19 protein-coding genes are annotated in these 25201 nt (G+C 65.8%); 8 read left to right on the forward strand and 11 right to left on the reverse strand.

Translation table 11 applies throughout. The annotated features are described in order from the left end of the window. Window positions 1-78 precede the first annotated feature (78 nt). A complete protein-coding gene (locus MJ643_RS10435) occupies window positions 79-1458 on the reverse strand; it encodes an APC family permease (protein ID WP_024086793.1) in 1380 nt (459 codons plus the stop codon). 281 nt (window positions 1459-1739) lie between these two features. Between MJ643_RS10435 and MJ643_RS10440 the strand changes: the two genes are divergently transcribed. The 4 genes from MJ643_RS10440 to MJ643_RS10455 all read left to right on the forward strand — a co-directional run bounded on the left by MJ643_RS10440 (window position 1740) and on the right by MJ643_RS10455 (window position 8895). Beyond that, on the forward strand, window positions 1740-2582 hold the full coding sequence (locus tag MJ643_RS10440) for a helix-turn-helix transcriptional regulator (protein ID WP_061302460.1): 843 nt from the start codon (window positions 1740-1742) through the stop codon (window positions 2580-2582). A gap of 42 nt (window positions 2583-2624) precedes the next feature. After that, complete coding sequence (locus MJ643_RS10445; RefSeq protein WP_038409318.1) at window positions 2625-4007, forward strand: aspartate aminotransferase family protein; 1383 nt, start codon at window positions 2625-2627, stop codon at window positions 4005-4007. 191 nt (window positions 4008-4198) lie between these two features. Then, entirely contained in the window at window positions 4199-5692 is a 1494-nt protein-coding gene (locus MJ643_RS10450) for an aldehyde dehydrogenase (protein ID WP_013972100.1), read from the forward strand. A 317-nt stretch (window positions 5693-6009) separates the two neighbouring features. Beyond that, complete coding sequence (locus MJ643_RS10455) at window positions 6010-8895, forward strand: HD domain-containing phosphohydrolase (protein WP_013972101.1); 2886 nt, start codon at window positions 6010-6012, stop codon at window positions 8893-8895. Between the two features lie 214 nt (window positions 8896-9109). Here MJ643_RS10455 and MJ643_RS10460 read toward each other — a convergent pair whose 3' ends face one another. Further along, complete coding sequence (locus tag MJ643_RS10460) at window positions 9110-10822, reverse strand: FAD-dependent oxidoreductase (protein ID WP_024086796.1); 1713 nt, start codon at window positions 10820-10822, stop codon at window positions 9110-9112. 194 nt (window positions 10823-11016) lie between these two features. Between MJ643_RS10460 and MJ643_RS10465 the strand changes: the two genes are divergently transcribed. From MJ643_RS10465 to MJ643_RS10475, 3 genes are all read left to right on the forward strand, one after another. Continuing rightward, window positions 11017-11793: an IclR family transcriptional regulator gene (locus MJ643_RS10465; protein ID WP_023662480.1), complete on the forward strand. Its 777-nt coding sequence runs from the start codon at window positions 11017-11019 to the stop codon at window positions 11791-11793. A gap of 140 nt (window positions 11794-11933) precedes the next feature. After that, on the forward strand, window positions 11934-12986 hold the full coding sequence (locus MJ643_RS10470; RefSeq protein WP_023662479.1) for a Gfo/Idh/MocA family oxidoreductase: 1053 nt from the start codon (window positions 11934-11936) through the stop codon (window positions 12984-12986). Window positions 12987-13003: 17 nt separating this feature from the next. Continuing rightward, window positions 13004-13819 carry a sugar phosphate isomerase/epimerase gene (locus MJ643_RS10475; RefSeq protein ID WP_023662478.1) on the forward strand — a complete coding sequence of 272 codons (816 nt, stop codon included), beginning with the start codon at window positions 13004-13006 and terminating at the stop codon, window positions 13817-13819. Between the two features lie 287 nt (window positions 13820-14106). On the opposite strand, the gene MJ643_RS10480 is transcribed toward MJ643_RS10475, so the two are convergent. The 5 genes from MJ643_RS10480 to MJ643_RS10500 form a co-directional block, all read right to left on the reverse strand. Then, window positions 14107-15432, reverse strand: coding sequence for an MFS transporter (locus MJ643_RS10480; RefSeq protein WP_015269991.1), 1326 nt, complete (start codon window positions 15430-15432; stop codon window positions 14107-14109). A 191-nt stretch (window positions 15433-15623) separates the two neighbouring features. After that, window positions 15624-17303: an FAD-dependent oxidoreductase gene (locus MJ643_RS10485; RefSeq protein WP_023662477.1), complete on the reverse strand. Its 1680-nt coding sequence runs from the start codon at window positions 17301-17303 to the stop codon at window positions 15624-15626. Between the two features lie 39 nt (window positions 17304-17342). Beyond that, on the reverse strand, window positions 17343-17663 hold the full coding sequence (locus tag MJ643_RS10490; RefSeq protein WP_013972108.1) for an NIPSNAP family protein: 321 nt from the start codon (window positions 17661-17663) through the stop codon (window positions 17343-17345). Further along, entirely contained in the window at window positions 17648-19381 is a 1734-nt protein-coding gene (locus MJ643_RS10495) for an FAD-dependent oxidoreductase (RefSeq protein ID WP_013972109.1), read from the reverse strand. Before MJ643_RS10495 ends, MJ643_RS10490 begins: the two co-directional genes overlap by 16 nt. Before the next feature lie 4 nt (window positions 19382-19385). Continuing rightward, window positions 19386-20195, reverse strand: a complete 810-nt coding sequence (locus MJ643_RS10500; RefSeq protein ID WP_024086799.1) for a shikimate dehydrogenase — start codon at window positions 20193-20195, stop codon at window positions 19386-19388. A 154-nt stretch (window positions 20196-20349) separates the two neighbouring features. Between MJ643_RS10500 and MJ643_RS10505 the strand changes: the two genes are divergently transcribed. Continuing rightward, the gene (locus MJ643_RS10505) at window positions 20350-21120 is read left to right on the forward strand and encodes an IclR family transcriptional regulator C-terminal domain-containing protein (RefSeq protein WP_013972111.1); all 771 of its coding nucleotides are present in this window, start codon (window positions 20350-20352) and stop codon (window positions 21118-21120) included. Between the two features lie 252 nt (window positions 21121-21372). On the opposite strand, the gene MJ643_RS10510 is transcribed toward MJ643_RS10505, so the two are convergent. From MJ643_RS10510 to MJ643_RS10525, 4 genes are read right to left on the reverse strand one after another with little or no spacing between them, the layout of a single operon-like run. After that, window positions 21373-22416 (reverse strand): ABC transporter substrate-binding protein, encoded by a 1044-nt coding sequence (locus MJ643_RS10510; protein ID WP_013972112.1) that lies wholly within the window; start codon window positions 22414-22416, stop codon window positions 21373-21375. After that, window positions 22413-23546 (reverse strand): FAD-dependent oxidoreductase, encoded by a 1134-nt coding sequence (locus tag MJ643_RS10515; RefSeq protein WP_038409324.1) that lies wholly within the window; start codon window positions 23544-23546, stop codon window positions 22413-22415. The genes MJ643_RS10510 and MJ643_RS10515 overlap by 4 nt, the downstream gene beginning before the upstream one ends. Continuing rightward, entirely contained in the window at window positions 23543-24901 is a 1359-nt protein-coding gene (locus tag MJ643_RS10520) for an FAD/NAD(P)-binding oxidoreductase (protein ID WP_247726790.1), read from the reverse strand. The genes MJ643_RS10515 and MJ643_RS10520 overlap by 4 nt, the downstream gene beginning before the upstream one ends. Continuing rightward, the gene (locus tag MJ643_RS10525) at window positions 24898-25188 is read right to left on the reverse strand and encodes a (2Fe-2S)-binding protein (RefSeq protein ID WP_024086802.1); all 291 of its coding nucleotides are present in this window, start codon (window positions 25186-25188) and stop codon (window positions 24898-24900) included. Before MJ643_RS10525 ends, MJ643_RS10520 begins: the two co-directional genes overlap by 4 nt. Between the last annotated feature and the right edge of the window lie 13 nt (window positions 25189-25201).

Consider the following 25201-nt stretch of genomic DNA (forward strand, 5'->3'; position numbering starts at 1 on the left):
GTATGGCACCGGCTTCGCCGGTATTCGCGGGTAAACCCGCTCCCACAGGGACCGCGCAAATGCTCGACAGCGCGTAAGTCACTCGGCCATCTGCAACTCTGGCAGCTTCACCCGGAACGCGCGGGTAAGCCCCAGCAGCACCACAAGGCCCATGCCCATCCAGCACAAACCGATGGTGAACGACAGGCTGGTAAGGCTGCTCCACAGCCACAGCGTGCTGAGAAAGCCCAGGCCGGGAATGGCGCCATACAGCAGGTAGTTGCGACCACCACGCAGCTTCTGGTCGATGAGGTAGTGCTTGACCACGGCCAGGTTCACCGCCGAGAAGGCGAACAGCGCGCCAAAGCTGATCATGTTGGCCACCGTGTCGAGGCTGATCACCAAGGCAATCAGCGACAGCAGGCTGACCAGCAGGATGGCCGTGGCCGGTACGCGCTTTTTCGTCACCAGCTGGCCGAACGCGCGGGGCAACGCACCGTCGCGGCCCATGGCGAACAGCACTCGCGACACGCTGGCCTGGGACACCATGGCCGAGGCGAAGCAGCCGGCCACGTAGGTGGCGGTGAAGGCGGTCACCAGCAGTTCGCCGCCGACCCGGCGCATCACGTCCACCGACGCCGAGTCCGGGTCGGCGAAGCTGCCCCAGTCAGGGAACACCATCTGTGCGCAGTACGACACCACCAGGAACAACATGCCGCCGATCAGCGACACGGCGAGGATCGCCACGGGAATGCGGTAGGTGGGGTTGCTGGTTTCCTCGGCCATGGTCGAGACCGCATCGAAGCCCAGGAACGACAGGCACAGCACGGCGGCGCCGGTCATGATCAACGGCACGCTGAAGCCTTCGTGGTGGAACGGCGCCAGCAGCGACACCGGCTGCGCCTGCCCGCTGAGGTTGTGGATGGACAGGGCGACGAACACGACGATGAACACCAGTTGCACCACCACCAGTATCCAGTTCACCCGGGTGATCGACTCGATGCCGATCAGGTTGAGGAAGGTGACCAGGGCAATGGAGCCCGCCACCCACACCCAGGCGTGGATGGCCGGGAAGTACTCCGACATGTAGATGCCGATCAGCAGGTAGCTGAGCAGCGGCAGGAAGATGTAGTCGAGCAGCAGGGTCCAGCCGGCGATGAAGCCGATGTGGCTGCCGAAGGCCTTGCGGGTGTAGGTGTAGACCGAGCCGGAGTAGGGGTGGGCCTGGACCATGCGGCCGTAGCTGTAGGCGGTCAGCAGCATGGCGGCGAGGGTCAGCAGGTAGGCGATGGGCAGGTGCCCCTTGGTCATCTGGGTGACCAGCCCATAGGTGGTGAATACTGCAAGTGGGACCATGTAGGCCAGGCCGAACAGCACCAGGGCGGGCAGCCCCATGGACTTGCGGAAACGGCCGTTACTGGCGGTGGGTTGCGACGGGCTATGTGCAGGGCTATGGGCTGTACTTGTTGTTGTATGCATTGCTAACTCCTGGAAAGGGATGCAGGACGCCGCGGTATGCGAGCGGGCTCGATACCGGTGGGTGTTGTGCAAGGAGGTCGAGCGGGTGGCTCGCAGCGCTGGGGCGGGTTGATGCTCCCACACCCCGCCGGTACCCGGAATCACCCTTTGGGGTGAGCCGGCAGGGGGCTTTGCCTGCTCACCCCAAAGGGTGATTTCGGTGTTTGCAGTGCCATGGGAGTATCTGGCCAACGACGCACCGCACTGGCGGCGGTGCCTTTACTTGAGACGGCAGGCCCAAAGTGACTGATCAATTGCTTTCGCAACAGTGGTTCGAGCACCAGGCCAAGGTCACCGAGGCAATCGGCCGACCGGGCTTTGCCGCCACCCTGTTTGCTGCGCTTGGCGTGATCCGGCCGATCCAGGCGACCACGGTGTACCTGTACCCGCACGACGGCATGCCCTGCGCGCTGTTCGAGCAGGACGACAAGGCGCCCTGGCAGCCCGAGGGCAATGTCAGCCGCTACCTGTCCGGCTTCTATCTGCTCGACCCGTTCTACGGCGCCTGTGTGGAGCAGGTCGAGTCCGGTTGCTACGGCCTGTTCGAAGTGGCGCCCGACCACTTCGAGGTCAGCGAGTACTACCAGTCGTTCTACCGGCACTCGCACCTGGAGGATGAGCTCAACTACATCCTGCAGGTCGCGCCCGGGCAGAGCCTGGCAGTATCGCTGGCGTTCACCGACAAGCTCGATGGGCAAACCCGTGCGTTGTTCGCGCGTATCACGCCCTGGGTGCTGGCGGTGCTCGGCAAGCATTTCGCCGGGCTGGACAGCCGCGCCGGGCGCTTCGAGAACATCCTCGAGCAGCGCATCCACGCGGCGCTGAACAACTTCGGCAGCTCGCTGCTGACCGAGCGTGAATGCCGTATCGCCCAGTTGATCCTGCGTGGCCACTCGACCAAGTCGCTGGCCGAGCGCCTGGGGGTGTCGGAGGACACCATCAAGTCACACCGCAAGAACGTCTACGCCAAGCTCGACATCGGCACCCAGTCCGAGCTGTTCTCCCTGTTCATCGACGCGCTGGCCAATGCCCAGGGCGTGCTGGGCAAGGACCCGCTGGAAAGCTACATGGGCAAGCTGCGCTGAGCGCAAGCCACCCTGCAACCCCACCGCAAAGGAAAACCAACAATGAATGCGCCTTTCGCCCCGCAACGCCAGACCCGTGACTACCAGGCAGCCGATGCCGCGCACCACATCCATGCCTTCCTCGACCAGAAGGCGCTGAACGCCGAAGGGCCACGAGTGATCGTCGGTGGCGAACGCCTGCACCTGTGGGACAGCGAGGGCAAGCGCTACCTGGACGGCATGTCCGGCCTGTGGTGCACCCAGCTCGGCTACGGCCGCCGCGACCTGACAGCCGCAGCTGCCACGCAGATGGACCAGTTGGCCTACTACAACATGTTCTTCCACACCACCCACCCGGCGGTGATCGAACTGTCCGAGCTGCTGTTCAGCCTGTTGCCGGGGCACTACAGCCACGCGATCTACACCAACTCCGGCTCCGAGGCCAACGAGGTGCTGATCCGTACCGTGCGCCGCTACTGGCAGGTGGTCGGCCAGCCGAACAAGAAGATCATGATCGGCCGCTGGAACGGTTACCACGGCTCGACCCTGGCGGCCACGGCGCTGGGTGGCATGAAGTTCATGCACGAAATGGGCGGGTTGATCCCGGATGTGGCGCACATCGATGAGCCGTACTGGTACGCCGAGGGCGGCGAGCTGACCCCGGCCGAGTTCGGCCGCCGCTGCGCGCTGCAGCTGGAGGAGAAGATCCTCGAACTGGGGGCCGAGAACGTCGCCGGCTTTATCGCCGAGCCGTTCCAGGGCGCGGGCGGCATGATCTTCCCGCCGGAAAGCTACTGGCCCGAGATCCAGCGCATCTGCCGCCAGTACGACGTGCTGCTGTGCGCCGATGAAGTGATCGGCGGCTTTGGCCGCACTGGTGAATGGTTCGCCCACGAGTACTTCGGCTTCGAGCCCGACACCCTGTCCATCGCCAAGGGCCTGACCAGCGGCTATGTGCCCATGGGTGGCCTGGTGCTGAGCAAGCGCATTGCCGAGGCGCTGGTGGAGCGGGGCGGGGTGTTCGCCCACGGCCTGACCTATTCCGGCCACCCGGTGGCGGCGGCGGTGGCCATCGCCAACCTGAAGGCGCTGCGTGACGAAGGCATCGTGCGCCAGGTGAAGGAAGACACCGGGCCGTACCTGCAACGCATCCTGCGCGAGGTGTTCGCCGACCACCCGTTGATCGGCCAGGTGCAGGGTGCCGGGTTGGTGGCGGCGCTGCAGTTCGCCGAGCACAAGCCGACGCGCAAGCGCTTTGCCAACGAGAACGACCTGGCCTGGCAGTGCCGCACCTTCGGTTTCGAGGAAGGGGTGATCATTCGCTCCACCCTGGGCCGGATGATCATGGCGCCGGCACTGATCGCCAACCACAGCGAGCTGGATGAGCTGGTAGAGAAGACCCGCATTGCCGTGGACCGCACGGCGCGCCTGGTCGGCAAGCTCTAAAAACCTGTGAGCGCTCCGCAGCCCCTGTGGGAGCGGGTTCACCCGCGAAGAATGCGACGCTGTGCATCGCACCGGCTTCGCCGGTGTTCGCGGCGGTTCGACGCCTCGATGAACCCGCTCCCCCAGCGCTGTATCGACACTGCACCTTACGAGCAACAGAGAGACCGCCACGACGGTCGCCTGGAGTACAAATGTACACCCTCGAATTCTGGCAACAACGTGCCTCGGACCTCTACCTCCCGGCCAATGCACTGATCGACGGCAAGCCCGTCAACGCACAGGACGGCGCCACCTTCGCCGCCATCAACCCCGCCACCAACAAGGTATTGGCCCAGGTCACCGCCTGCGGTCAGGCCGAGGTCGACCTGGCCGTCGCCAGCGCCCGCAGGGCTTTCGAGCAAGGCCCATGGCCGCGCATGGCCCCGGGTGAGCGCAAGAAAGTGCTGCTGCGCCTGGCCGAGCTGATCCTGGCCCATCGCGAAGAACTGGCCCTGCTCGACTCGCTGAACATGGGCAAGCCGGTCATGGACGCCTACAACATCGACGTGCCGGGCTCGGCGCAGGTGTTCGCCTGGTACGGTGAGGCGCTGGACAAGCTGTACGACCAGGTGGCACCCACCGCGCCCAATGCGTTGGCCACCATCACCCGCGAAGCCCTCGGCGTGGTCGCCGCCGTGGTGCCGTGGAACTTCCCGCTCGACATGGCCGCCTGGAAGCTCGCCCCGGCGCTGGCTGCCGGCAACAGCGTGGTGCTCAAGCCCGCCGAGCAATCACCGTTCTCGGCGCTGCGCCTGGCCCAGCTGGCGCTGCAGGCCGGTGTGCCGGAAGGTGTGCTGAACGTGGTGCCGGGCCTGGGCGAGCAGGCTGGGCAGGCACTGGGCCTGCACCCGGACGTGGACTGCCTGGTGTTCACCGGCTCCACCCAGGTGGGCAAGTACTTCATGCAGTATTCGGCCCAGTCCAACCTCAAGCAGGTATGGCTGGAGTGCGGCGGCAAGAGCCCCAACCTGGTGTTCGAAAACTGCCAGGACCTGGACCTGGCTGCGGAAAAGGCGGCATTCGGCATCTTCTTCAACCAGGGCGAAGTGTGCTCGGCCAACTCGCGGCTGTACGTGCAGCGCTCCATCCATGACGAGTTCATCGAGCGCCTGCAGGCCAAGGCCCGCCAGTGGCTGCCAGGCAACCCGCTGGACCCGGCGAGCCGTGCCGGTGCAATTGTCGATGCCGGTCAGGCTGGCCGGATCCAAGCCGCCATCGCCCGCGCCGGGCAGGATGGTGCGCGGTTGGTGTGCGGTGGTCGGCGGCTGACTATCGATGGTTCGGACAATTATATCGAGCCGACCATTTTTGCCGGTGTCGATGGCCGTATGAGCCTGGCGCGGGAAGAGGTATTCGGGCCGGTGCTGGCGGTCAGTGCCTTCGACAGTGAAGAGCAGGCCGTGCGCCTGGCCAACGACAGCATCTATGGGCTGGCGGCGTCGGTGTGGAGCGATGACTTCAACCAGGTGCACCGCGTGGCACGGGCGTTGAAGGCCGGCACCGTGTCGGTGAACACGGTCGATGCGCTGGATGTGACGGTGCCGTTCGGCGGTGGCAGGCAGTCCGGGTTTGGCCGCGACCTGTCGCTGCACTCGTTCGACAAGTATTCACAGCTCAAGACCACCTGGTACCAGTTGCGCGCCTGATACATCCGATCTTGCACCGCGTCGCCTGTTTCGCGGGCTCGCCCGCTCCCACAGGTACTGCACTGGCTCCGGTGCTGCGCGGTCCCTGTGGGAGCGGGCAAGCCCGCGAAGCAGGCGACGCGGTACCCGGATCATTCATGGCGTTCCGTTAATTTTCCTTGCCAACCCGGCAGAAAGCTCGGGTCCGCTCTACACTGCTGCCAAGATGGGGCAGGGCTATGTGCCGCCACGCCCCCCGTCTCGCTGCCTGCGAATGGCTTCTGCCTGCATGATCGTCCTGGCTGCCCCGTCAAACCGCCATACATGGAGTACCTGAGATGGGCTGCGTGTCGAATGGTCGTGCTGCTGGCAACGCCGGACGTGGCATTTCACTGCAGTGGCTGGTGGCACTCGCCATCGTGCTGGGCATGTTGCTGCTCGGCGCCGCCCTGGCCTGGCAGGGCTATCACGGCATTCGCCAGACCCTGGTGGCAGCAGCAGGTGACTCCGCCCAGCAAATTGGCAAGACCATCGACGAGCGCGCCCGGCGCCTGATCGACCCCGTGCACAGCAGCATCCGCCTGCTCGCCCACAACCCGGCCGCGCAAACCCCGGCTCAGCGCCTGGAGCGCTTGCCGCAACTGGTCGAGACGCTGGACGCCAACCGCATGCTAAGTGCTGCCTACATCGGTTATCCCAGTGGTGAGTTCCTGCTGGTGCGCCGCTTGCGCGACCCGCAGATGCTGCAGCGTTTCGCCGCACCGCCGGGCACGGCATTTCTGGTGCAGAGCGTCAGTCGTGAGGGCGGGGCGGTGCAGGGTGAATGGCGGTTCTACGACCGCTCGCTGAACCTGCTGCAGGCCCAGGCCAAGCCTGAATACCGCTACGATCCGCGCACGCGCCCATGGTTTGTCGAAGCCAGTGCCCAGCCCACCACCGTGCTGACCCACCCCTATGTGTTCTTCACCACCCGCGAGATCGGCCTGACCATGGCCCAGCGCAGCCTCGACGGCGGGGCGGTGATCGGCATGGACGTTTCGGTCGACGACCTGGCCAGTGAGACTCAGGGCCTGCGCATGACCCCCGGCACCGAGATCGTCGTGATCGACGACCAGGGCAGCGTGGTGGCCTACCCGGACCTGCAGCGGGTAATCGTGCACGAAGGGCAGGCCGTGCGCTTGTCGCGCATCGCCGAACTGGGCATTCCCAGCCTGGAGCACCTTTACGCCGACCTGCCGCAAGGCACCCGGCCGCAGCCTTATCAGGTGGACGGGCAGACCTGGTATGGCATGCGTGTGCAACTGACCAACCTGGCCGGGCAGGACCTGCAGGTGCTGATTGCCGTGCCAGGCCATGAGTTGCTGGCCGGTGCACGCAAGGTACTGCTCGAACAGTTGCTCTGGACCGCTGCCCTGATTAGCGTGCTGCTGGTGCTGGGTGGTGTGCTTGGCCGGCGTATCGGCCGCCCGTTGCGGTTGCTGGCTGAACAGGTACAAGGCCTGGCCGGCTTTGATTTCAGCCGCGAAGTCGGGGTGCGCTCGCGGGTATCCGAAGTGCGCGAGCTGAGCCGCGTGCTTAGCCGCATGTCCGGCACCATCCGCAGCTTTCAGGCGATTACCCTCACACTCAGCAGCGAGCGCGACCTGGAACGCATGCTCGACGGTGTGTTGACCCATCTGGTGGAAGCCGCCGGGGGCAGTGCCGGCGTGGTTTACCTGTTCGATGCCGAACACGCCTTGCTGCGCCTGGCCGCTGCCTGCCATGGCGAGCAGTACCCTGGCGAGCTGGCCGTGGATGAAACTGCCCAGCAGCACCTGGCCACGGCAGTGAGCCAGGCCCTCGGCCTGCATGAGGGCACCCTGGCCTTGGTGCTGAATGACCGCAGCCAGGCGCTGCTGGGCATATTGATCCTGCAACTGGGCGATGGACATGTACACGAGCAGGCAGGCCAGCCGTTGCGCAGCTTTGTCGCGGAACTGTCCGGGGTGGCGGCGGTGGCGATCGAGACGCGCCAGCTGGCCGAAGCCCAGCAACGCCTGCTGGATGCCATGATCAAGTTGCTGGCCGATGCCATCGATGCCAAGAGCCCCTATACCGGTGGCCATTGCGAGCGGGTGCCACAACTGGCGCAGATGCTGCTGGACCAGGCGGTGGCGGCTGAAACCGGCCCGTACGCCAGTTTCAACATGACCGCGGCTGAACGCTACGAATTCCACGTCGCGGCCTGGCTGCACGACTGTGGCAAGGTCACCAGCCCCGAGTATGTGGTGGACAAGGCGACCAAGCTGGAAACCTTGTACAACCGTATCCACGAGGTACGCATGCGTTTCGAGGTGCTCTGGCGGGATGCCGAGCTGGCCTATTGGCAAGGCCTGGCCAGCGGTGGCGACCAGCAGGCGCTGCAAGCCACCCTGGTGCGCAGCCAGGCGCAGCTGCAGGACGACTTCGCCTTCGTCGCCCAGGCCAACATCGGCGGCGAGTTCATGCAGGACGCCGACATCGAGCGCCTGCAGCAGATTGGCCAGCGCCTTTGGCAGCGCCATTTCGACAACCGCCTGGGCATCTCCCGTGATGAGCTGGAGCGCTTTGCCGACGTGCCTCCACCTGCGCTACCGGTTGACGAGCCACTGCTGGCCGACCGCCCCGAGCATTGCGTACCCTGGGGCCCCCGCAAGCCGCCAGTGGCCAAGGACGACCCGCGCAACCGCTGGGGCTTCGACATGCGCCTGCCGGCCTGTGCCAGCAATTACGGCGAGCTGTACAACCTGGCGATCCGCCGCGGCACGCTGAATGACGAGGAACGCTTCAAGATCAACGAACACATCGTGCAGACCATCATCATGCTCAGTTCCTTGCCGTTCCCTCGCCAGCTCAAGCGGGTTCCGGACATCGCTGGCAACCACCACGAGAAAATGGACGGCAGCGGCTACCCGCGCAGGCTGGGCAAGCAGGACCTGGGCATTGCCGAGCGGGTGATGGCCATTGCCGACATCTTCGAGGCGCTTACCGCGGCCGACCGGCCCTACAAGGCGCCGAAGACCTTGTCCGAGTCGGTGAAGATCCTGGTGGGCATGGCCCGCGGCGGGCACATCGACGGCCAGTTGCTGGAGCTGTTCCTCAGCAGTGGGGTGTACCGCCAGTATGCCGAGCGGTTCCTGCGTGCCGAGCAGATCGACGAGGTGGACGTGGCGTACTGGCTGGGGCAGATGCGTTGCCCGGCTTGAGCGAAAAATCAGATTCAGCCCCTTCCTTGTAGGCCAATGGGCCCAGCACTTTGCAGTAAGGCTTTATTGAAGTGTCGCCAGGGCTGGCCTCTTCGCGGGTGAACCCGCTCCTACAGGATCCTGTAGGAGCGGGTTTACCCGCGAAAGGGCCGGCTCAGGCACTCGAGATGTTTCAGCACTCCCACAGGGCACAGCCATCAGTGACCCGCTCACCTCATTCATACCCCTGCGCCCCGGCAATATGCCGCCCGGCCACATAGCCAAAGGTCAGCGCCGGGCCCAGGTTGATACCACCCGACGGATACCAGCCGCCAAACACGCTGGCCATGTCGGTACCCGCCGCATACAGGCCAGCAATCGGCTGCCCAGCTTCATCCAGCACCCGGGCATTCCCGTCGGTGCGCAGCCCGGCAAAGGTGCCAAAGCAGCCGGGCTGCACCTTCACTGCATAGAACGGCCCATGTTCGATAGGCGCCACGCAAGGGTTTGGCCCCTTGTGCTGCGGGTCACCCTGCTTGCGGTTGAACGGTGTGGAACCTCGGCCGAACGCCGGGTCCTGACCGTTGCGGGCATGGTTGTTGAAGTCGCTGACCGTGGCGCGCAACCCTACCGGGTCGATGCCGCAGGCCTGGGCCAACTGCTCGAGGGTGGCAGCCCGCTTGAGATAGCCGCTACGCACGTGCGGCCACACCGGCAGTGGCGCCGGGCGGGCGTGGCCCAGGCCGTAGCGGCGCAGGAAACGGTGGTCGCAGACCAGCCACGAACACACCTCTTCGCCCTGCGGCACCGCCGCGATCATCGCTGACACGTAGTCGTAGTAGCCATGCGCTTCGTTGACGAAACGCTTGCCGTTGACCAGCACGCCGATGATGCCCGGTTTGCCTCGTTCGATGATGTGCGGGAAATGGCCGACGCTGCCGTCGCGGTGCGGCACTCGCGAAACCGGCGCCCAGGCCACCGGCGACTTCAGGTCGGTAGCGACCACACCGCCGGCCGACTCGCCCAGGCGCAGGCCGTCACCCGAACAACCCTTGGGGGGCAGGGCCAGGTTGTCATGGCCACTGGCATCGCGCGGGAACAGTTGCTGGCGGCGGGCGTTGTCGTTGGGGAAGCCACCCGCCGCAAGCACCACGGCCTTGGCACGGATCAGTTGCTCGCCCAGCGGTGTAGCCACCAGCGCGCCCCGCACCTGGCCATCCTCGACCAGCAGGCGTTTGGCCGGCGCCGATTCCTGCAGGCGCACGCCCAGGTCTTGTGCCGACCTGGCCAGGCGGGCCACCAGCGCCACGCCGTTGACCAGGTGCATCGCCCGGCCATACCGGGCCAGGTGGTACAGGTGGCGGCCAAAGCGTTTGCACACGTGCAGCAAGGCCTTGGGCGAGCGGGTCATGTTGAGGAACGCGGCAAGGTCGGCACCCGCCATTATCGGCATGCCCATGAACGAGGTTTCGCGCATGGTCTTGCGCAGGCGTGGCAGCAGCGCACCCACCTCGCGGGCGTCATAGGGCGCGGCAATCACCTGGTGCCCGCCCTGGGCCGCGCCCGGTGTGTCGCCATGCATGTCGGGGATGCCGTTGCCGTCGGCAAACTGCAGCGCCGTGTGCTTTTCGAAAAACGCCACCATGTGCGGGCAGGCTTCGAGGAAGGCGTCGACGCGTTCGGCGTTGTAATACGCCCCCAGTTCATTGCGCAGGTAGGTACGCGGCTGCTCGATGTCTTCCTCGATGCCGGCCCGGCGTGCCAGCGGGTTGCGCGGCACCCAGGCCCAACCACCGGACCAGGCGGTGGCGCCGCCGAACACTGGCTCCTTCTCAACCACGATCACCTTCTGCCCATGCCAGGCCGCCGTCACGGCCGCAGCCAGCCCGGCGGCACCAGAACCTATGACCAGCACATCGCATTCGGTTTCGTAGGGAGCGGAAGGCATTGCGGGATTCCTGTATTGTTATTGGAACAAGGTTCCACATTCTTATTGGCAGCGAATCGGCCCGCAAGGGTATGGCGGCCCTTCCGGGCAAGTAATGGGCGATAACCGGACAGTTCGTGCAGCCCTTGCTGCGGCGGCTATCGGCGGTGTGGAATCATCTTCTAGAATTCGCAGAAATTTCAGGGACCTGTGTCATGGCTGGTAGTCAGATCGAACGCGCCTTCAGTCTTGTAGAAAGCCTTACCGGTGAGCCGCAAGGGCTGCCGTTGCAAACCCTGGCCGAGCGCCTGGATATCCCCAAGAGCGCCACCCATCGCATGCTCACCGAACTGGTGCGGCTGGGCTATGTGCGGCAGAACCGGGATAACAGCCGCTACCAGCTGTCGGCCAAGCTGGTGGCGCTGGGCTTCCGCTACCTGGCCAGCAGCGGTGCCGACATCATTCAGCCGATTCTCGACCGCCTGGCCCAGGACAGCGGCGAACTGGTGCGTCTGGGCGTGATCGACGGCGCCCGCCAGACCTGGATCGCCAAGTCCCAGGGTGCCCGCTCCGGGCTGCGCTATGACCCGGACATGGGCCGCGACGCGCCGCTGTTTTACACCGCGTCCGGGCATGCCTGGCTGGCCAGCCTGGACGATGAGCAGGCGCTGCAGATGGTGTTGCGCCAGGGTATTGCCGACCCGGCGCAGTTCGGCCCGAATGCGCCGCGCTCCACCGACGAGTTGCTCAGCTACCTGCGCCGCGCTCGCGAGCGCGGCTATGCCTGGGTCGAGGAAACCTCGGCCATTGGCACCTCGGCCCTGGCTGCGGTGGTGCGCCGCCCGCAAAGTGACGAGGTGATCGGTGTGCTGAGCATTGCCGGGCCCAGTGCGCGCCTGGCGCAAAGCCGCCTGGCAGAACTGGCGCCGCTGTTGCTGGCGGCGGCAGAGGAACTATCGGCGGCCAGCCGGGCCAGTGAGTTGTTCGCCTGAAGGTGCATTTCCGGTCGATTACCGCACACTCTGTCCTGCGGCTTCTTCTTAAAAGATGAACCTGGTTCTAAATTGTCGAATGTGGATTGTGGAATCAGATTCCGGAATCCGCATGACAACAATGACAAGAGGACAGGCTGTTGAACGCACCCCTTCGTATTGCCTTGATCGGCGCCGGCAGCATGGGCCGCCAGCATTACCAGCATTTGCTGAATGTGCCGCAGGCCCAGCTGTGCGCTGTGGCCGACCCGGGCCCGCAGGCCGAGGCCTTTGCCGCCGAATGCGGCGTGCCCTGTTTTGCCGACCACCGCCAGATGCTGGAGCACGCGCGCCCCGAGGCAGTGATCGTCGCCAACCCGAACAACCTGCATGTCGCCACCGCCCTGGACTGCGTCGAGGCCGGTGTACCGGTGCTGGTCGAAAAACCGGTGGGCGTGCACCTGGATGAAGTCCGCGCGCTGGTGGAAGCCTCGCGCCGCCACGATGTGCCGGTGCTGGTCGGCCATCATCGCCGGCACAACCCGCTGATCGCCAAGGCTCACCAGGTGATTGCCGACGGCAAGCTGGGCCGATTGATCAACGTCACCGCGCTGTGGCAGTTGCAAAAGCCCGACAGCTATTTCGACACCCCCTGGCGCCGCGAGCCGGGCGCTGGCTTCCTGCTGACCAACCTGATCCATGACCTCGACCTGCTGCGCCACCTGTGCGGCGAGGTGGTACAGGTGCAGGCATTCACCCGCAACGATGTGCGCGGTTTTGCCAACGAGGACAGCGCCGCGGTGCTACTGCAGTTCGCCAATGGAGCATTGGGCAGCCTGACTGGCTCCGACGCGGTGGCCGCGCCGTGGAGCTGGGAGCTGGACTCCGGCGAAAGCCCGGTCTACCCGCGCCAGGATGGCCAGCCGTGCTACCTCCTGGCCGGCACCCAGGGGGCGCTGAGCATTCCGCAACTCAAGCGCTGGCACTACGCCGAGGCCGGGTCGGGCTGGCACACGCCGTTGTTGCAGAGCGAGGAAAGCATCCCCGCCGGCGAGGCATTGACCTTGCAGTTGCAACACTTCGTACGGGTTGCCCGGGGTGAACAGGCGCCGCTGATCGATGCCGCCGATGGTGGCCGTACCCTGGCGCTGATCGAGGCGATCCGCCAGGCAGCGGAAACTGGCCGGGCCTGTGTGCCCGAGCACATTGCTTGAATTGTCGGGTGACGATAATGACTGATCGAATTTTCTCTCTGGCAGCGCTGACGGTACTCGAGCTGTCCCCGCCGGACATGGTCGAGGCAGCAGCCCGCGCCGGTTACAGCCACGTTGGCCTGCGCCTGGTGCCCGCCACCGAGCAGGAGCAGCATTTCCCGCTGGTGGCCGATGCCGGCCTGCGCCGGCAGACCCAGGCGCGCCTGCGCGACACGGGCATCAAGGTGCTCGACCTGGAGATCCTGAGGCTGAAGCCGGAAACCTGTGTCGCCGATTTCGAGCCGATCCTGGCGGTGGGCGCCGAGCTGGGCGGCACGGAGCTGCTGGTGGCTGGCAACGACCCGGATGAAGCGCGGCTGACCGAGCGCTTTGCTGCGTTGTGTGACCTGGCGGTGGGGTATGGCATCCATCCGCATCTGGAGTTCATGCCCTGGACTGATGTGCGTGATCTGCGCCAGGCCATGCGGGTGGTGGCCAACGCTGACCGTGCCAATGGCTGTGTGCTGGTGGATGCCTTCCACTTCAACCGCTCCGGTTCTTCGCTGGACGATCTGGCGCAACTGGCACCGCAGCGCATGCGCTATGCCCAGCTGTGCGACGTTGCCGGCCCGGTGCCGGCCGAGATGGAAGAGATCCTGCGTCAGGCACGCAACGAGCGGCGCTTCCCGGGCGAGGGCGATGCCGATCTGGTCGGCCTGCTGCGCGGCTTGCCGCCAAATGTGCCGTTGAGCCTGGAGATCCCCACACGGCAGTTGCTGGAACAGGGCATGAGCGGCGAACAGCGTGCGCGCATGGCGCTGGAGAAGGCCATGGCAGTGTTGGCCAGAGTCTGATTGATAGAGCGCGGCGCATGGCACGGGCTACCGCCCGTGTTCGCGGGCACGCCCGCTCCCACGGGTACAGCGCATGGCTTGAGCCCTGTGAAGCCCTTGTGGGAGCGGCTTTAGCCGCGAACACCGGCGCAGCCGGTGCCAGGCACCGCGTTGGATTCTTCGCGGCTGAAGCCGCTCCCACAGGTACAGCGCATGTCTTGACTCAGGCGCGACCCCACACAGTGCGTTCATCGGACTGATCAAAAAAAGGGCCCGCAAGGGCCCCTAGAGGAAAATGGTCAGCGCGTTCAGGCGCTCTCGATCTTGCGCGGCGCCATGAAGTACATCCACACCAGCGCCAGGAAGTACATCGCCGGGATCATGGTGAACAACACGGCATAGTTGTTATTGGTAGCGGTCAGCACGCTACCGACGATCTGCGTCATGAACATCCCGCCAATCGCAGCGCACATGCTGCCGAAACCGAACACGGTACTCACCAGGTGCTTGGGCGTGTAGTCCATCACCAAGCTCCAGATATTCGCCGTCCATGCCTGATGCGCACCCACCGCCAGCGAGATGGCCGCCACCGCGACCCACAGGCCACTGGCGTTGGCGGCAAAGGTGACGCTGACCATGGTGCAGGCGAAGATCAGCATCGACACCAGCCGCGCGGTGGTCGCGCGCACGCCACGGCCGATCAGCCAGGAAGACAGGATGCCGCCGCCGATGCTGCCGAAGTCCGCCGTCAGCCAGATGATGATCAGCGGGATGCCCATCTGGGTCACGTTGATGCCCAGGCTGTATTGCTGGTTGAGGAACGGTGGCAGCCAGTACAGGTAGAACCAGAACACCGGTGCGGTAATCGCGTAGGCCACCGCGAAGGCCCAGGTGCCACGCAGGCGCAGGATACGGCTGAACGGCACGCGGGTTGGCTCGGGCTCGTCATCCTGCTGGATGTACTCCACCTCGCTCTGGCGCACGCGCGGGTGATCTTCAGGGTTGTAGTACTTCAACACCCACAGCACCACCCACACCAGGCCCAGGCTGCCCATGGCGATGAACGCGGCCTGCCAGCCCCACACGGCCAGAATCATCGGCAGCAGGGCCGGTGTGACCATGGCGCCGACGTTGGTGCCGGCATTGAACAGGCCGGTGGCGATGGCCCGCTCGCCAGCCGGGAACCACAAGCGCACGGTCTTCACGCAGGCCGGGTAGTTGGCGGCCTCGGTCAGGCCGAGGATGAAGCGGCACACCATGAAGCCAGCGGCCGAGGTGGCCAGGCCGTGAGCGCCGGTGGCCAGGCTCCACAGCAGCACGGCGAAGAAGAACGCGCGCTTCACCCCGACCTTGTCGATCAGCCGGCCCTGCAGCAGGAAGCCGACCGCGTAGCCGACCTGAAACCAGAAGTTGATGTTGGCGTAGTCCATCGCCGTCCAGCTCATTTCCTTGGCCAGTACGGGCTGCATGATGCCGAGCGCGGCACGGTCGATGTAGTTCAGGGTGGTGGCGAAGAACACTAGGGCGAGCATGCCCCAACGGGTCTTGCCGACGCCGAAGGCGCCGCGAAGCTTGTCGCCGATCGAACCCTGGGGCATCCGGGGGGCGGCGGGGGTGATCTTGGAGTGGTTCATAAACTGCTCGATTCTTGAAATTGTATTCAGCTGTGGTGCTGCGAGTACGTGACCAGTTCCCAGGCAGGGGGCACGCAAGGCCGGTGCATGGTGAGCAGTGAAGGCGGCAGCGTCAATTAAGGGGAGGGGCTAGTGTTCGGTTACCGAACGGTTGCGTTGGGCCTGCGGGCGAGGCAAGGGGCAACGTGAATTCAGGTGGTCAAGGTACTCAACGCTCTACCAGCCAGATAACCGAATGTCATCCCCGGCCCCAGTGTGATACCGCCACTCGGGTAGTGCCCGCCCATCACGCTGTGCATGTCGTTGCCCACCGCATACAGCCCGGGGATCGGCCGCGCATTGCGGTCTAGTACCCGGGCCGAGGCATCCGTGCCCAGGCCGGCGAAGGTACCCAGGCTGCCTGGCAACAGTTTCACTGCGTGGAACGGCCCGTGCAGCAGTGGCCGCAGCGACGGATTGGGGGCTTGCGACGGCTCGCCCTGCGCCCGGTTGTAGGCCGATACACCGCGCCGGAAAAGCGGATCTTCACCCTGGGCTGCATGGCGGTTGAAGCCGTCCACCGTGCGCTGCAACTGCTCGACGTCGATCCCGCAGCGCTGCGCCAGTTCCTCCAGCGTGCGACCGCTGTGCAGGTAACCGCAGCGTTGATAGTGACGGGTGGGGAAAGGGAAGGGCTTGGCCCAGCCGATACCATAGCGACGTTGCGCGGCATGGTCGCAGATCAGCCAGGCTTCCGGCGCTTCACCCTTTGGCGTGGCGGCGAACAGTGCGTTCATGAAGTCGTGGTAGCAATCGGCCTCGTTGACGAAGCGCCGGCCATCGCGGCGCACGGCGATGAAGCCGGGTTTGGCGCGATCGACCAAGTGCGGGAAATGGCCGAAACTGCCATCGCTGCGCGGCACCCGCGACACAGGTACCCAGGCACCCGCATGGGCCGTGGTCGCCTGGACCAGGCCACCGGCCTGTTCGCCCAGGTGCAGGCCGTCGCCGCTGTTTTCCCTGGGGGCTGCGGAGTAATGCCGGGTACCGTCCGGCGCATGCGGCATCAGTTGCGCGATGCGCTGGCGATCATGCGCAAAGCCACCGCAGGCCAGCACCACACCGCGGCGGGCGTGGATCATCTGACCGTCGGCAAACTGTGCGCCGCTGACCCGGCCTTCGCCCAGCAGGCGGCTGGCCGGCTTGTCGGTCAGTAGCGTCACGCCAAGGTCCAAGGCGCTGCGCAGCAGCCGTGCCACCAGGGCGTTGCCATTGACCAGTTGCAGGCCGCGGCGGTGCAGCAGCAGATCGCGGCAATGGCGCAGCAGGCGTTTGCCCACATGCAGCGCGGCCGTGGGCGAGCGTGTGGCGTTGAAGAAGGCGGCCATGTCGGCGCCGCCGGCAATGCCCATGCCGGCCAGGCTGACGATGTCCAGCGGTGGGCGCAGCTTGTGCAGCCAGGGCCCGAGCAGGCGCCCGTCGTATGGCAGGGCGCACAGCGAACGACCACCGCGCGTGCTGCCATCGCCCTCGCGCATGTCGGGCATGCGGCTGCCGCACTGGAACTGCACGGCGGTGTGTTGCTGGAAGAACGCCACCATCTCCGGGCCATAATGCAGGAAGGCGCGCTGGCGCGGGTCCAGTTCGCTGACGTGGGTTTGCCCGCGCAGGTAGCGCTCCGGGGCATCGTCGGTCTCGACGATGCCTTCTGCAATGGCCAGCGGGTTGCGCGGTATCCACAGCCAGCCCCCCGACCAGGCACTGGTGCCGCCCAGTTGGCTGGCTTTTTCCGCGACGATCACCTGCTGGCCGTGATGGGCGGCAGTAACGGCGGCAGCCAGGCCAGAGGCACCGGAGCCGATGACGAGTACGTCACATTCGAGGGGTTGCATCGTGGGGTTCCGCTCAGGCATTGGAGGAAGGTTTTAGTTTTACTGCAGCGGCGAAAAGCCGGTGGGCCGCAGCATTCGCGACTGCAAGCGCAGCACCGCGCCCAGCTCGCGATTGCGCCTTGAGAACTCTGCCCAACGGGGGTCCGCTGCCATGGCTGCGCGGCGTGCCATGCGTTCGTCGAGGCTGGCATAGCCCCAGATATGCACCACCTGGTTGACCTCGCCGAACTCGCTGGTGAAAAAGCCGACCAGGTTACCGAGATGCTCGCTTTGCACCTCCAGCGCGTGGCTTTGGTACAGGCTCAGCCAGTCGGCCATTTTCAGTGGGTCCAGGGTGTAGGTTCTCAGTTCGTAGTACATGCTGGGGTCTCCATTTGGGTGGTTGGCGCCTGCAGGCGCGCGGCGATGTGGTTGGCAGCGAGCCAGCCGAAGGTGAGGGCGGGGCCCAAGGTGATGCCGGGGCCGGGGTAGGTGCCTTTCATCAGTGAGTTCATGTCGTTGCCCACTGCATAAAGCCCGGCAATCGGCTGGCCATCGCGGTTCAGCACGTTGGCCTGGGCGTTGGTCACCAGGCCGCGGGCTGAGCCAAGGTCGCCGGTGTGGATGCGGATGGCGTAGAACGGGCCGCTGGTCAGCGGCGCCAGGCATGGGTTGGGCGTGTGTTGCGGGTCGCCCATGTAGCGGTTGTAGCTGTTGCCGCCTTTGCCGAACGCGCGGTCGATGCCGTTGCGGGCGTCGGCGTTGAACTGCTCCAGGGTCTGCATGAATACCTGTGGGTCGACACCAATGGTCTTGGCCAGTGCCTGCGCTGTTGCGGCGCGGTGCAGGTAGCCGGCATGGATCAACGCCTGGTTGTCCACCGGCTTTGGCCGCGCGAGGCCCAGGCCGTAGCGGTTCATCGCTTCGGCATCGCAGACCAGCCAGCAGCTGGCGATGCCTTTGGCGAACATGGTCTGCACGAAGTGGTGGTAGGAATCGGACTCGTTGACGAAGCGTCGCCCGTCCGGGCCCACCGCGATCACCCCCGGCTTGGCGCGGTCGGTGACCAGGTGCGGGAAGCGCTCACGCTCGCCACTGACATGGCGCAGTTCCGAAACCGGTGCCCAGAAGAAGTTGGCCACCAGACCCTCACCCTGGGCAGCGGCCACGGCTTGGCCAAGGCGCAGGGCAGCGCCGTCATTGCTGGGCGGTGACATGGTCAGGTGCGGCGCCTGCCGGGCCGGCCGGTAGCTGTCGGCCAGCGCGCCTGCAGCGAACCCGCCCATGGCGCACACCACACCGCCCCGGGCCAGCACCCGTTCACGGCGCCCTTCGCGTTGCACCACCACGCCGGTGACCACGCCGCGTTCGACGATCAGCTCCAGGGCTTCGCTGCGCAACCACAGCTGGGTGCCATGGGCGAAGGCGCTGCTGGCCAGGCGGGCGATCAAGGCGTTGCCGGTGGTAAGGCGGGTGCCACGCGGATGATGCAGGCGGTCCCGCGCGTAACGCGCCATCAGCTTGAGGCAATGCCACAGCGACCGGGGCGAGCGGCGAATACTGAGAAAGTGCTGGATATCCACGCGGTTGACCATCATGCCGCCGAACAGCAACATGCCGGGCGGCGGCATCTGCAGGTCCTTGAAGTGCGGGCCGAGCTGCCTGCCGTCGTACTCGACCATCTCCAGCGCCCGGCCAAACTGGGTGGCACCGGGGGCGTCCGGGTAGTAGTCCGGCGAATGCGGGCGCAGGGCGTAGCGCAGTTCGGTGTTCTGCTCCAGCCAGCGCAGCGCCTGGTGGCCATGCTCGATGAAGGCGTCGACCAGCGCGGGGTCATAGCCGTCGCCGATGACCTGCCTGAGGTAGGTGCGAATGGCCTCGGGGGAATCCACCGCACCAGCGGCGCGGGCTTGATCAGTACCATAGAGCCACACCGCCCCACCGGAAATTGCCGAGGTACCGCCAAAGTGCTCGGCCTTTTCCACCACCAGCACTTTCAGCCCCCGGCGGGCGGCGGTGGCGGCAGCGGTAAGGCCACCGGCGCCGCTGCCCAGCACGACCAGGTCAAAGTTGTGTTGCGCATGTTCATGTGTCGGCATGGCTTCAGATCTCCAGCGGCGTGACGCCCATGAAGGCGCCCAGGTGGCCGAGTTGGGCGAAGGCCATTTCCGGGCCGGTCTGGACCGCGCAGCCAACCTGGCGTGCCCGGTTCAGCAGCGGGGTGATCTCGGGCGAGGTGACCACATCGGCGACCAGGGTTTCGGGTTGCAAGGTGGCGAGCAGGGCGGCAGGCAGTGGCAGCTCCGCGCTACCGCCCATGCCGACAGGGGAGGCGTTGACCAGCAGGTCGAAGCCTTCCAGCCCGTCGACCCGGGTGGCGATTTCGACCGTGGGGAAGGCATTGCCGAGCAGCTCGCACACAGCGCCCATGCGCGCTGTGCTGGGGTCGCTGAGGGTGACGCTGGCGATGCCGGCCTCGCCCAGTGCATAGGCAATGGCACTGCCGACCCCGCCGCAACCGATTACCAACGCACGCTTGCCGGCCGGCTCGAAGCCATGTTTGCGCGCAGCACCGAGGAAGCCGGCGCCGTCCACGTTGTCGCCCAGCAGTCGCCCGTCACGCTCTCGGCGAATCACATTGACCGAGCCCAGCGCGGCTGCGCGCTCGCTCAGGCTATCAAGGCGGCTGGCCAGGGCCTGCTTGTACGGCACGGTGACCACGCAACCGCGCAGGTTCTGCCAGCCACGCAGAGTGCCGGCAAAGGTATTCAGCGCGGTCTCCTGCAGGTCGATGGGCAGCATGGCGAGGTTGCAGTTGTTGTTGGCGAACCAGGTGTTGAAGTTTTCGGGGGACTTCACCTGGGCAATGGGCGAACCGACGATGGCGACCAGTTCAGTCGAACCACGAATCATGCTGACCTCCTTATTGGCGTTGTTATGCAGGCCAAGGGTGAGGCAAGGGGGCGTGGGCAACAATGCGCTGATCGGGCGTTTAATGCGATAATCGCACCATTGATCCGGTTATCGCGGTAATCGGCTGTTTTTGCCCTGCTTGCGAGTCGAATAGATGAACACCCCCGCTATCCACCCCCGTGACCTGATCGCCGGCTTGCAGAAGGGCCTGGCGCTGATGCAGCTGTTCAGCGCCGAGCAGCCGCGCCTTAGCGTGCCGCAGGCGGCCAGGTTGTCCGGCCTTACCCCCAGTGCCGCGCGGCGGTTTCTGTTGACCTTGGTGCACGAAGGGTTTGCCGAAACCGACAGCCGTGAGTACTGGCTTACGCCCAAGGCGCTGCGCCTTGGCCAGGCGTATGTGGACTCGGCGCAACTGCCGCGCATGCTGCGGCCGATCGTCGAGCAGGTGGCGCGGCAGACCCAGGAGCATGTGTCGGTAGGTACCCGTGATGGTGACGAGATCATCCACCTGGTACGCAGCCGCTACAGCCATGTGTCTTCGTTGTCGATCCGGCCGGGTTCGCGGGTGCCGATGTATTGCACTGCCGGTGGGCGTGTCTGGCTGGCCTGGCTGGATGAGGTGGAGCGGGATGCCTACTTTGCGCGTAACCCGCTGCGAGGGTTGACGCCTTATACGCAGACGGACCGGTTGCAGCTGGAGGCGGAGTTGCTGCGGGTGAAGGAGCAGGGGTTCTGTATCGTGGACCAGGAGTATGAAATCGGCATGCGCGTGCTGGGTGTGCCACTGTTGGACCGGGCTGGCCGGCTGAAAGCGACGTTGACCATCACCACCCATGCTTCGCGGTTGAGTGTGGATGAAATACGCTTGCGGTATCTGCCGACCCTGTACGAGGCCCAGGCGTTGTTGCGGCCGGTGCTGGATTGAGGTGTTAGGGTTTGGAGGCGTGTTGCCTTCTCGCGGGAAACTCGATCTCATAGAACTGAACATGATTCATTGAGCTAGCCGGGACCCTGTGGGAGCGGCTTCAGCCGCGAACACCGGCGCAGCCGGTGCCATGCACCGCGCTGGATTCTTCGCGGCTAAAGCCGCTCCCACAGGGTACGCGGACCGCTTGTGAATTCCGTTCTATACGTGACAGCGCAGCCCAAAGGGGTGGGAGCGGCCCAGGCCCTCGGCTTATCGCTCGATCTGGCGGTTCCAGCGCGCGTTCCATTCGGGGCGCTGGGTGTTGACCTGGTCCCAGTCGATGGTCACGGCAGTCTGCAGGTAGGTCTGCATGGCTTCGACCTGGCCACGGGTCTTGTCGCTGGTGGGGGTGTTGGGGTTGGACGGGATCTGGTCACCCAGCTCCAGTGCCGGCGACTGCGCCTCGGGGCTGAGCAGGAACTCGGCGAGCTTCTGCGCAAGTTCCGGCTGGTCGTTGTTGGCCGTGACGCATTCGGCCTGGTTGAGCACCACGGCACCTTCCTTGGGCGCGGCGTACTCCACCGGGATGCCTTTGAGCTTCAGCGCCGTCACCTGGGTGGGGGTGAGCGGGAACAGCGCGGCTTCGTCGGTTTGCACCATTTCCGAGAGCTTGGCCGAGTTGGGGATGTATTCCAGCACGTTCGGGCCCACGTTCTTCTGCCAGGCCGTGAAGCCCGGGTTGACATCGGTATCGCTACCGCCGTGCAGGCGGTTGTACATCAGGAAACCATGCAGGCCGAAGGTGGACGATGCCATCGACTGGAACACCACCTTGTCCTTGAAGCGCGGGTCAGCCAGGTCGTTCCACGAGGTGGGCGCCGCCCAGCCATTGGCTTTGAACAGGCGGCTGTTGTAGGCAAGCCCGGTCACGCCCAGGCTGACTGCGGCGGCCTTGTCCTTGATCAGGGCCTTTTCCGGCAACTGGGCCAAGGTCGGGTTGGGTTTGAGCGTGCTGCACAGGCCCATGCCGATGGCGCGGTACATGATGCCGTCATCCAGCACCATCACATGGATCGACGGCTTGTTCGGCGTGGCCTGGACCTTGGCCAGGATGTCGGCCGAGGTGCCGGGGACAATCACCACCTTCACGCCGTTGGCCTGCTCGAACTTTGGCAGGATATTGTCGCTGAACAGCCGTTCCATGGTGCCGCCGTTCATGCCCAGGTACAGCGTGGGTTGGGCCATGGCGGGCAGGCAGGCGAACAGGCCGGGCACGGTGCAGAACAGGGCGAGCAAACGTTGCTTGTGCGTCATGACAGGTTTTCCTTGTGGTGGTTGGGCTGAAAGCGGTTGATGGAAAAAGCCGCCAGGCTGAGCGTCGGCGCGCCGTGCAGGATGCATTGCGCCAACGCTTCACCGGCAGCCGGGCCTATCTGGAAGCCGGCACCGGCAAAGCCGAAACCATGCAGCAGGCCGGGCTGGTGCAGGCTGGGGCCGAGCACCGGTTCGTCATCGGGCAGGTAGCCTTCGGTGCCGCTCCAGGTGCGAATGGCCTGGGCGCCGGCCAGTGCCGGGTACAGCTCGGTGGCGTTGTGCAGGATGTCGAGCACTGCGGCCTGGCCCGGGCGTGCGGTGGTCGGGGTCAGGGCAAAACCGCGCCCGCCGCCCAGCACGCAGTTGCCACGCGCCACCTGGCGGGCATAGATGCCGCCGCCTTCGACCCCGGTGCTGGCGGTCATGAACAGCGGCAGCGGCTCGGTGACCAGCATGGCTGGGTGGGCCGCGGTCAGCGGCACCGGCTCGCCGAACCGCTCGGCCAATTGCGCCGACCAGGCGCCGGCGCAATTCAACAGCCAGGGCGCCTTGAAGCCTTGGCCGCTGCTGGTGTGTACGCTGAAGTGGTGGCCGTCGTGTCCCACCTCCAGCACCTTGCACTGTTCATGCACCTGGGCGCCGCTGCGCCTGGCCGCCTGGGCGAAGGCCGGTGACACCAGCCGTGGGTTGGCATGGCCGTCCTCGGGGCAGTACGAGGCGCCGACGGCGATATCGCCTACCCAGGGGAAGCGCTGGCGCAGTTCGCGTCGTTCAAACAGTTGCAGGCGAAGGTCAAAAGCCTGGGTACGCCGGGCATAGGCCTTCAAGGCATCGAAGTCGGTTTCGCTGCGGGCCAGCTTCAGGTGGCCGCTGCGGGCGTATTCGCCATCGATGCCGATCCATTCGCGCAGATTCCCCCAGATGGCATGGGCGCGCATCGACAACGGCAGCTGGGCCAACGAGCGGCCCTGGCGGCGCACACCGCCGTAGTTCACTCCGCTGGAATGCGAGCCGCAGAAGTCGCGTTCCAGCAATGCCACTTGCCGACCAGCGCGGGCCAGGGTCAAGGCCGCGCTGCTGCCGATGATGCCGCCGCCGACGATGATGGCGTCCACTTCGATCAGCTTCATGGTTTTATCTCCAGGCCAAAGGGCAGGGGCTTGACCGGTGCCTGGCCACGCAGGCGCCCTACCTGGTCAATGGCCCGACCGCTTTCGCAGGCGATCAACTCGGCGGCAGCTGCACCGCACACGCGGCCCTGGCAGCGGCCCATGCCGACTCGGCACATGGCCTTGACCCGGTTGATTTCCCAGTGCCCGGCACGCACGGTGGCGCGGATTTCCCCGGCGCTGATCTGCTCGCAGCGGCACACGGTGAGCTCGTCCGGGGCTTGCCGGGCCCACTGCTCGGGGAATGGAAAGGCCTGCTCCAGCCCCTGGCGGAAGCGCTGCAAGGTGGCCAGGCGCCTTTCCAGTTGCTGCTGGCGCTGCGGGTTGCCGGGCTTGCCAAGGTCGGCCAGCAGTGTCAGGGCGGCCAGTTCACCGCTCATCTCGGCACCGTCGGCACCGAGGATGCCGGTACCATCGCCCGCCAGGTACACGCCAGGGCTGGTGGCCCGGCCCTGGGCGTCACGTACCGGTAGCCAGGCGCGGTTGAGCACGCTCCAGGCGAATTGGCAACCCAGCAGGTCGGCCAGTTGGGTTTCACTGCGCAGGGCGTGGGCGAATGCCACGGCGTCGCACGGCAAGTCGTGTTGTTGGCCATTGTGCGACCAGCGCACACCGCTGGCACGTTGCTCGCCGTCGATACCCAGCAGGGTCACGCCTTGGTGCACCGGCACACCCTTGCGGGCCAGCCAGGCTCGGTAGTACAGGCCCTTGGCAAAGGTGCCCGGTTGTAGAAGCAGGCGTGGCAGGGCACGCACCTGGGCGCTGAACGGTGAGGTGTCGAGTACCGCGCTGACCGTGGCACCGGCCTTGGCGTACTGGTAGGCCACCAGGTACAGCAGCGGCCCGCTGCCGGCCAGCACCACCCGTTCACCGATCGCGCAGCCCTGGAACTTCAGGACGATTTGCGCAGCGCCCAATGTATAGACCCCAGGCAGGGTCCAGCCGGGTATCGGCAACACCCGGTCGGTGGCACCGGTGGCGACGATCACCCGGTCGAACGCCAGGCGGTCGGCCAGTTGGCCCTGTTGCAAGGTGTCCAGCACTTGCTGCTCGGCGTTCCATACCAGGGTGTCCGGGCGGTAGTCGACCTGCCCGCGCAGTTGCTCAAGGGTGGTGTGCACGGCTTGCGCTTTTCCTGCCTCGAAGCCGTACAAGGCTTTGGCCGAGCGGCGAAAGTTGGTCGGCTGTTGGCGGTAGATCTGCCCGCCGCCGCGGCTGGCTTCGTCCAGCAACACCGGGCGCAGGCCGTGGGTTACCAGGGTTTGCGCGGCGCGGATGCCGGCCGGGCCGGCGCCGATGATCACGATCGCACTCATGGCTGGCGCCCCGGGTCGCGGGTCACGCACTGGCCCGGTTCCAGAAAGGTCGAGCAGGCGCGTACCCGACGGCCATCCTGCAGGCGTACCCAGCAGTCCTGGCAGGCGCCCATCAGGCAGAAGCCGGCGCGTGGTTCGGCGTTGAAGTCGCTGCCGCGCAGGTGCCCGGCATTGGTCAGGATGGCAGTCAGCAGGGTATCGCCGCTCATGCCTTTGGCCGGTTGGCCGTCGAGCAGGAAAGGCACAGGCTCGCGGTCGTGTTCGGCCACGCGCTTGAACAGGGGCATGGGAGCATTCCTT

This window comes from Pseudomonas sp. PNPG3 (genome assembly GCF_023093815.1).
GTDB classification, from domain to species: Bacteria; Pseudomonadota; Gammaproteobacteria; order Pseudomonadales; family Pseudomonadaceae; genus Aquipseudomonas; species Aquipseudomonas asiatica.

Coding starts and splice junctions, on each gene's coding strand:
- MJ643_RS10465 (WP_023662480.1), top strand. CDS start 11,017: ATGGCTGGTAGTCAGATCGAACGCGCCTTCAGTCTTGTAGAAAGCCTT.
- MJ643_RS10500 (WP_024086799.1), bottom strand. CDS start 20,195: ATGATTCGTGGTTCGACTGAACTGGTCGCCATCGTCGGTTCGCCCATT.
- MJ643_RS10510 (WP_013972112.1), bottom strand. CDS start 22,416: ATGACGCACAAGCAACGTTTGCTCGCCCTGTTCTGCACCGTGCCCGGC.
- MJ643_RS10490 (WP_013972108.1), bottom strand. CDS start 17,663: ATGTACTACGAACTGAGAACCTACACCCTGGACCCACTGAAAATGGCC.
- MJ643_RS10515 (WP_038409324.1), bottom strand. CDS start 23,546: ATGAAGCTGATCGAAGTGGACGCCATCATCGTCGGCGGCGGCATCATC.
- MJ643_RS10520 (WP_247726790.1), bottom strand. CDS start 24,901: ATGAGTGCGATCGTGATCATCGGCGCCGGCCCGGCCGGCATCCGCGCC.
- MJ643_RS10460 (WP_024086796.1), bottom strand. CDS start 10,822: ATGCCTTCCGCTCCCTACGAAACCGAATGCGATGTGCTGGTCATAGGT.
- MJ643_RS10480 (WP_015269991.1), bottom strand. CDS start 15,432: ATGAACCACTCCAAGATCACCCCCGCCGCCCCCCGGATGCCCCAGGGT.
- MJ643_RS10505 (WP_013972111.1), top strand. CDS start 20,350: ATGAACACCCCCGCTATCCACCCCCGTGACCTGATCGCCGGCTTGCAG.
- MJ643_RS10445 (WP_038409318.1), top strand. CDS start 2,625: ATGAATGCGCCTTTCGCCCCGCAACGCCAGACCCGTGACTACCAGGCA.
- MJ643_RS10495 (WP_013972109.1), bottom strand. CDS start 19,381: ATGCCGACACATGAACATGCGCAACACAACTTTGACCTGGTCGTGCTG.
- MJ643_RS10475 (WP_023662478.1), top strand. CDS start 13,004: ATGACTGATCGAATTTTCTCTCTGGCAGCGCTGACGGTACTCGAGCTG.
- MJ643_RS10525 (WP_024086802.1), bottom strand. CDS start 25,188: ATGCCCCTGTTCAAGCGCGTGGCCGAACACGACCGCGAGCCTGTGCCT.
- MJ643_RS10455 (WP_013972101.1), top strand. CDS start 6,010: ATGGGCTGCGTGTCGAATGGTCGTGCTGCTGGCAACGCCGGACGTGGC.
- MJ643_RS10450 (WP_013972100.1), top strand. CDS start 4,199: ATGTACACCCTCGAATTCTGGCAACAACGTGCCTCGGACCTCTACCTC.
- MJ643_RS10435 (WP_024086793.1), bottom strand. CDS start 1,458: ATGCATACAACAACAAGTACAGCCCATAGCCCTGCACATAGCCCGTCG.
- MJ643_RS10485 (WP_023662477.1), bottom strand. CDS start 17,303: ATGCAACCCCTCGAATGTGACGTACTCGTCATCGGCTCCGGTGCCTCT.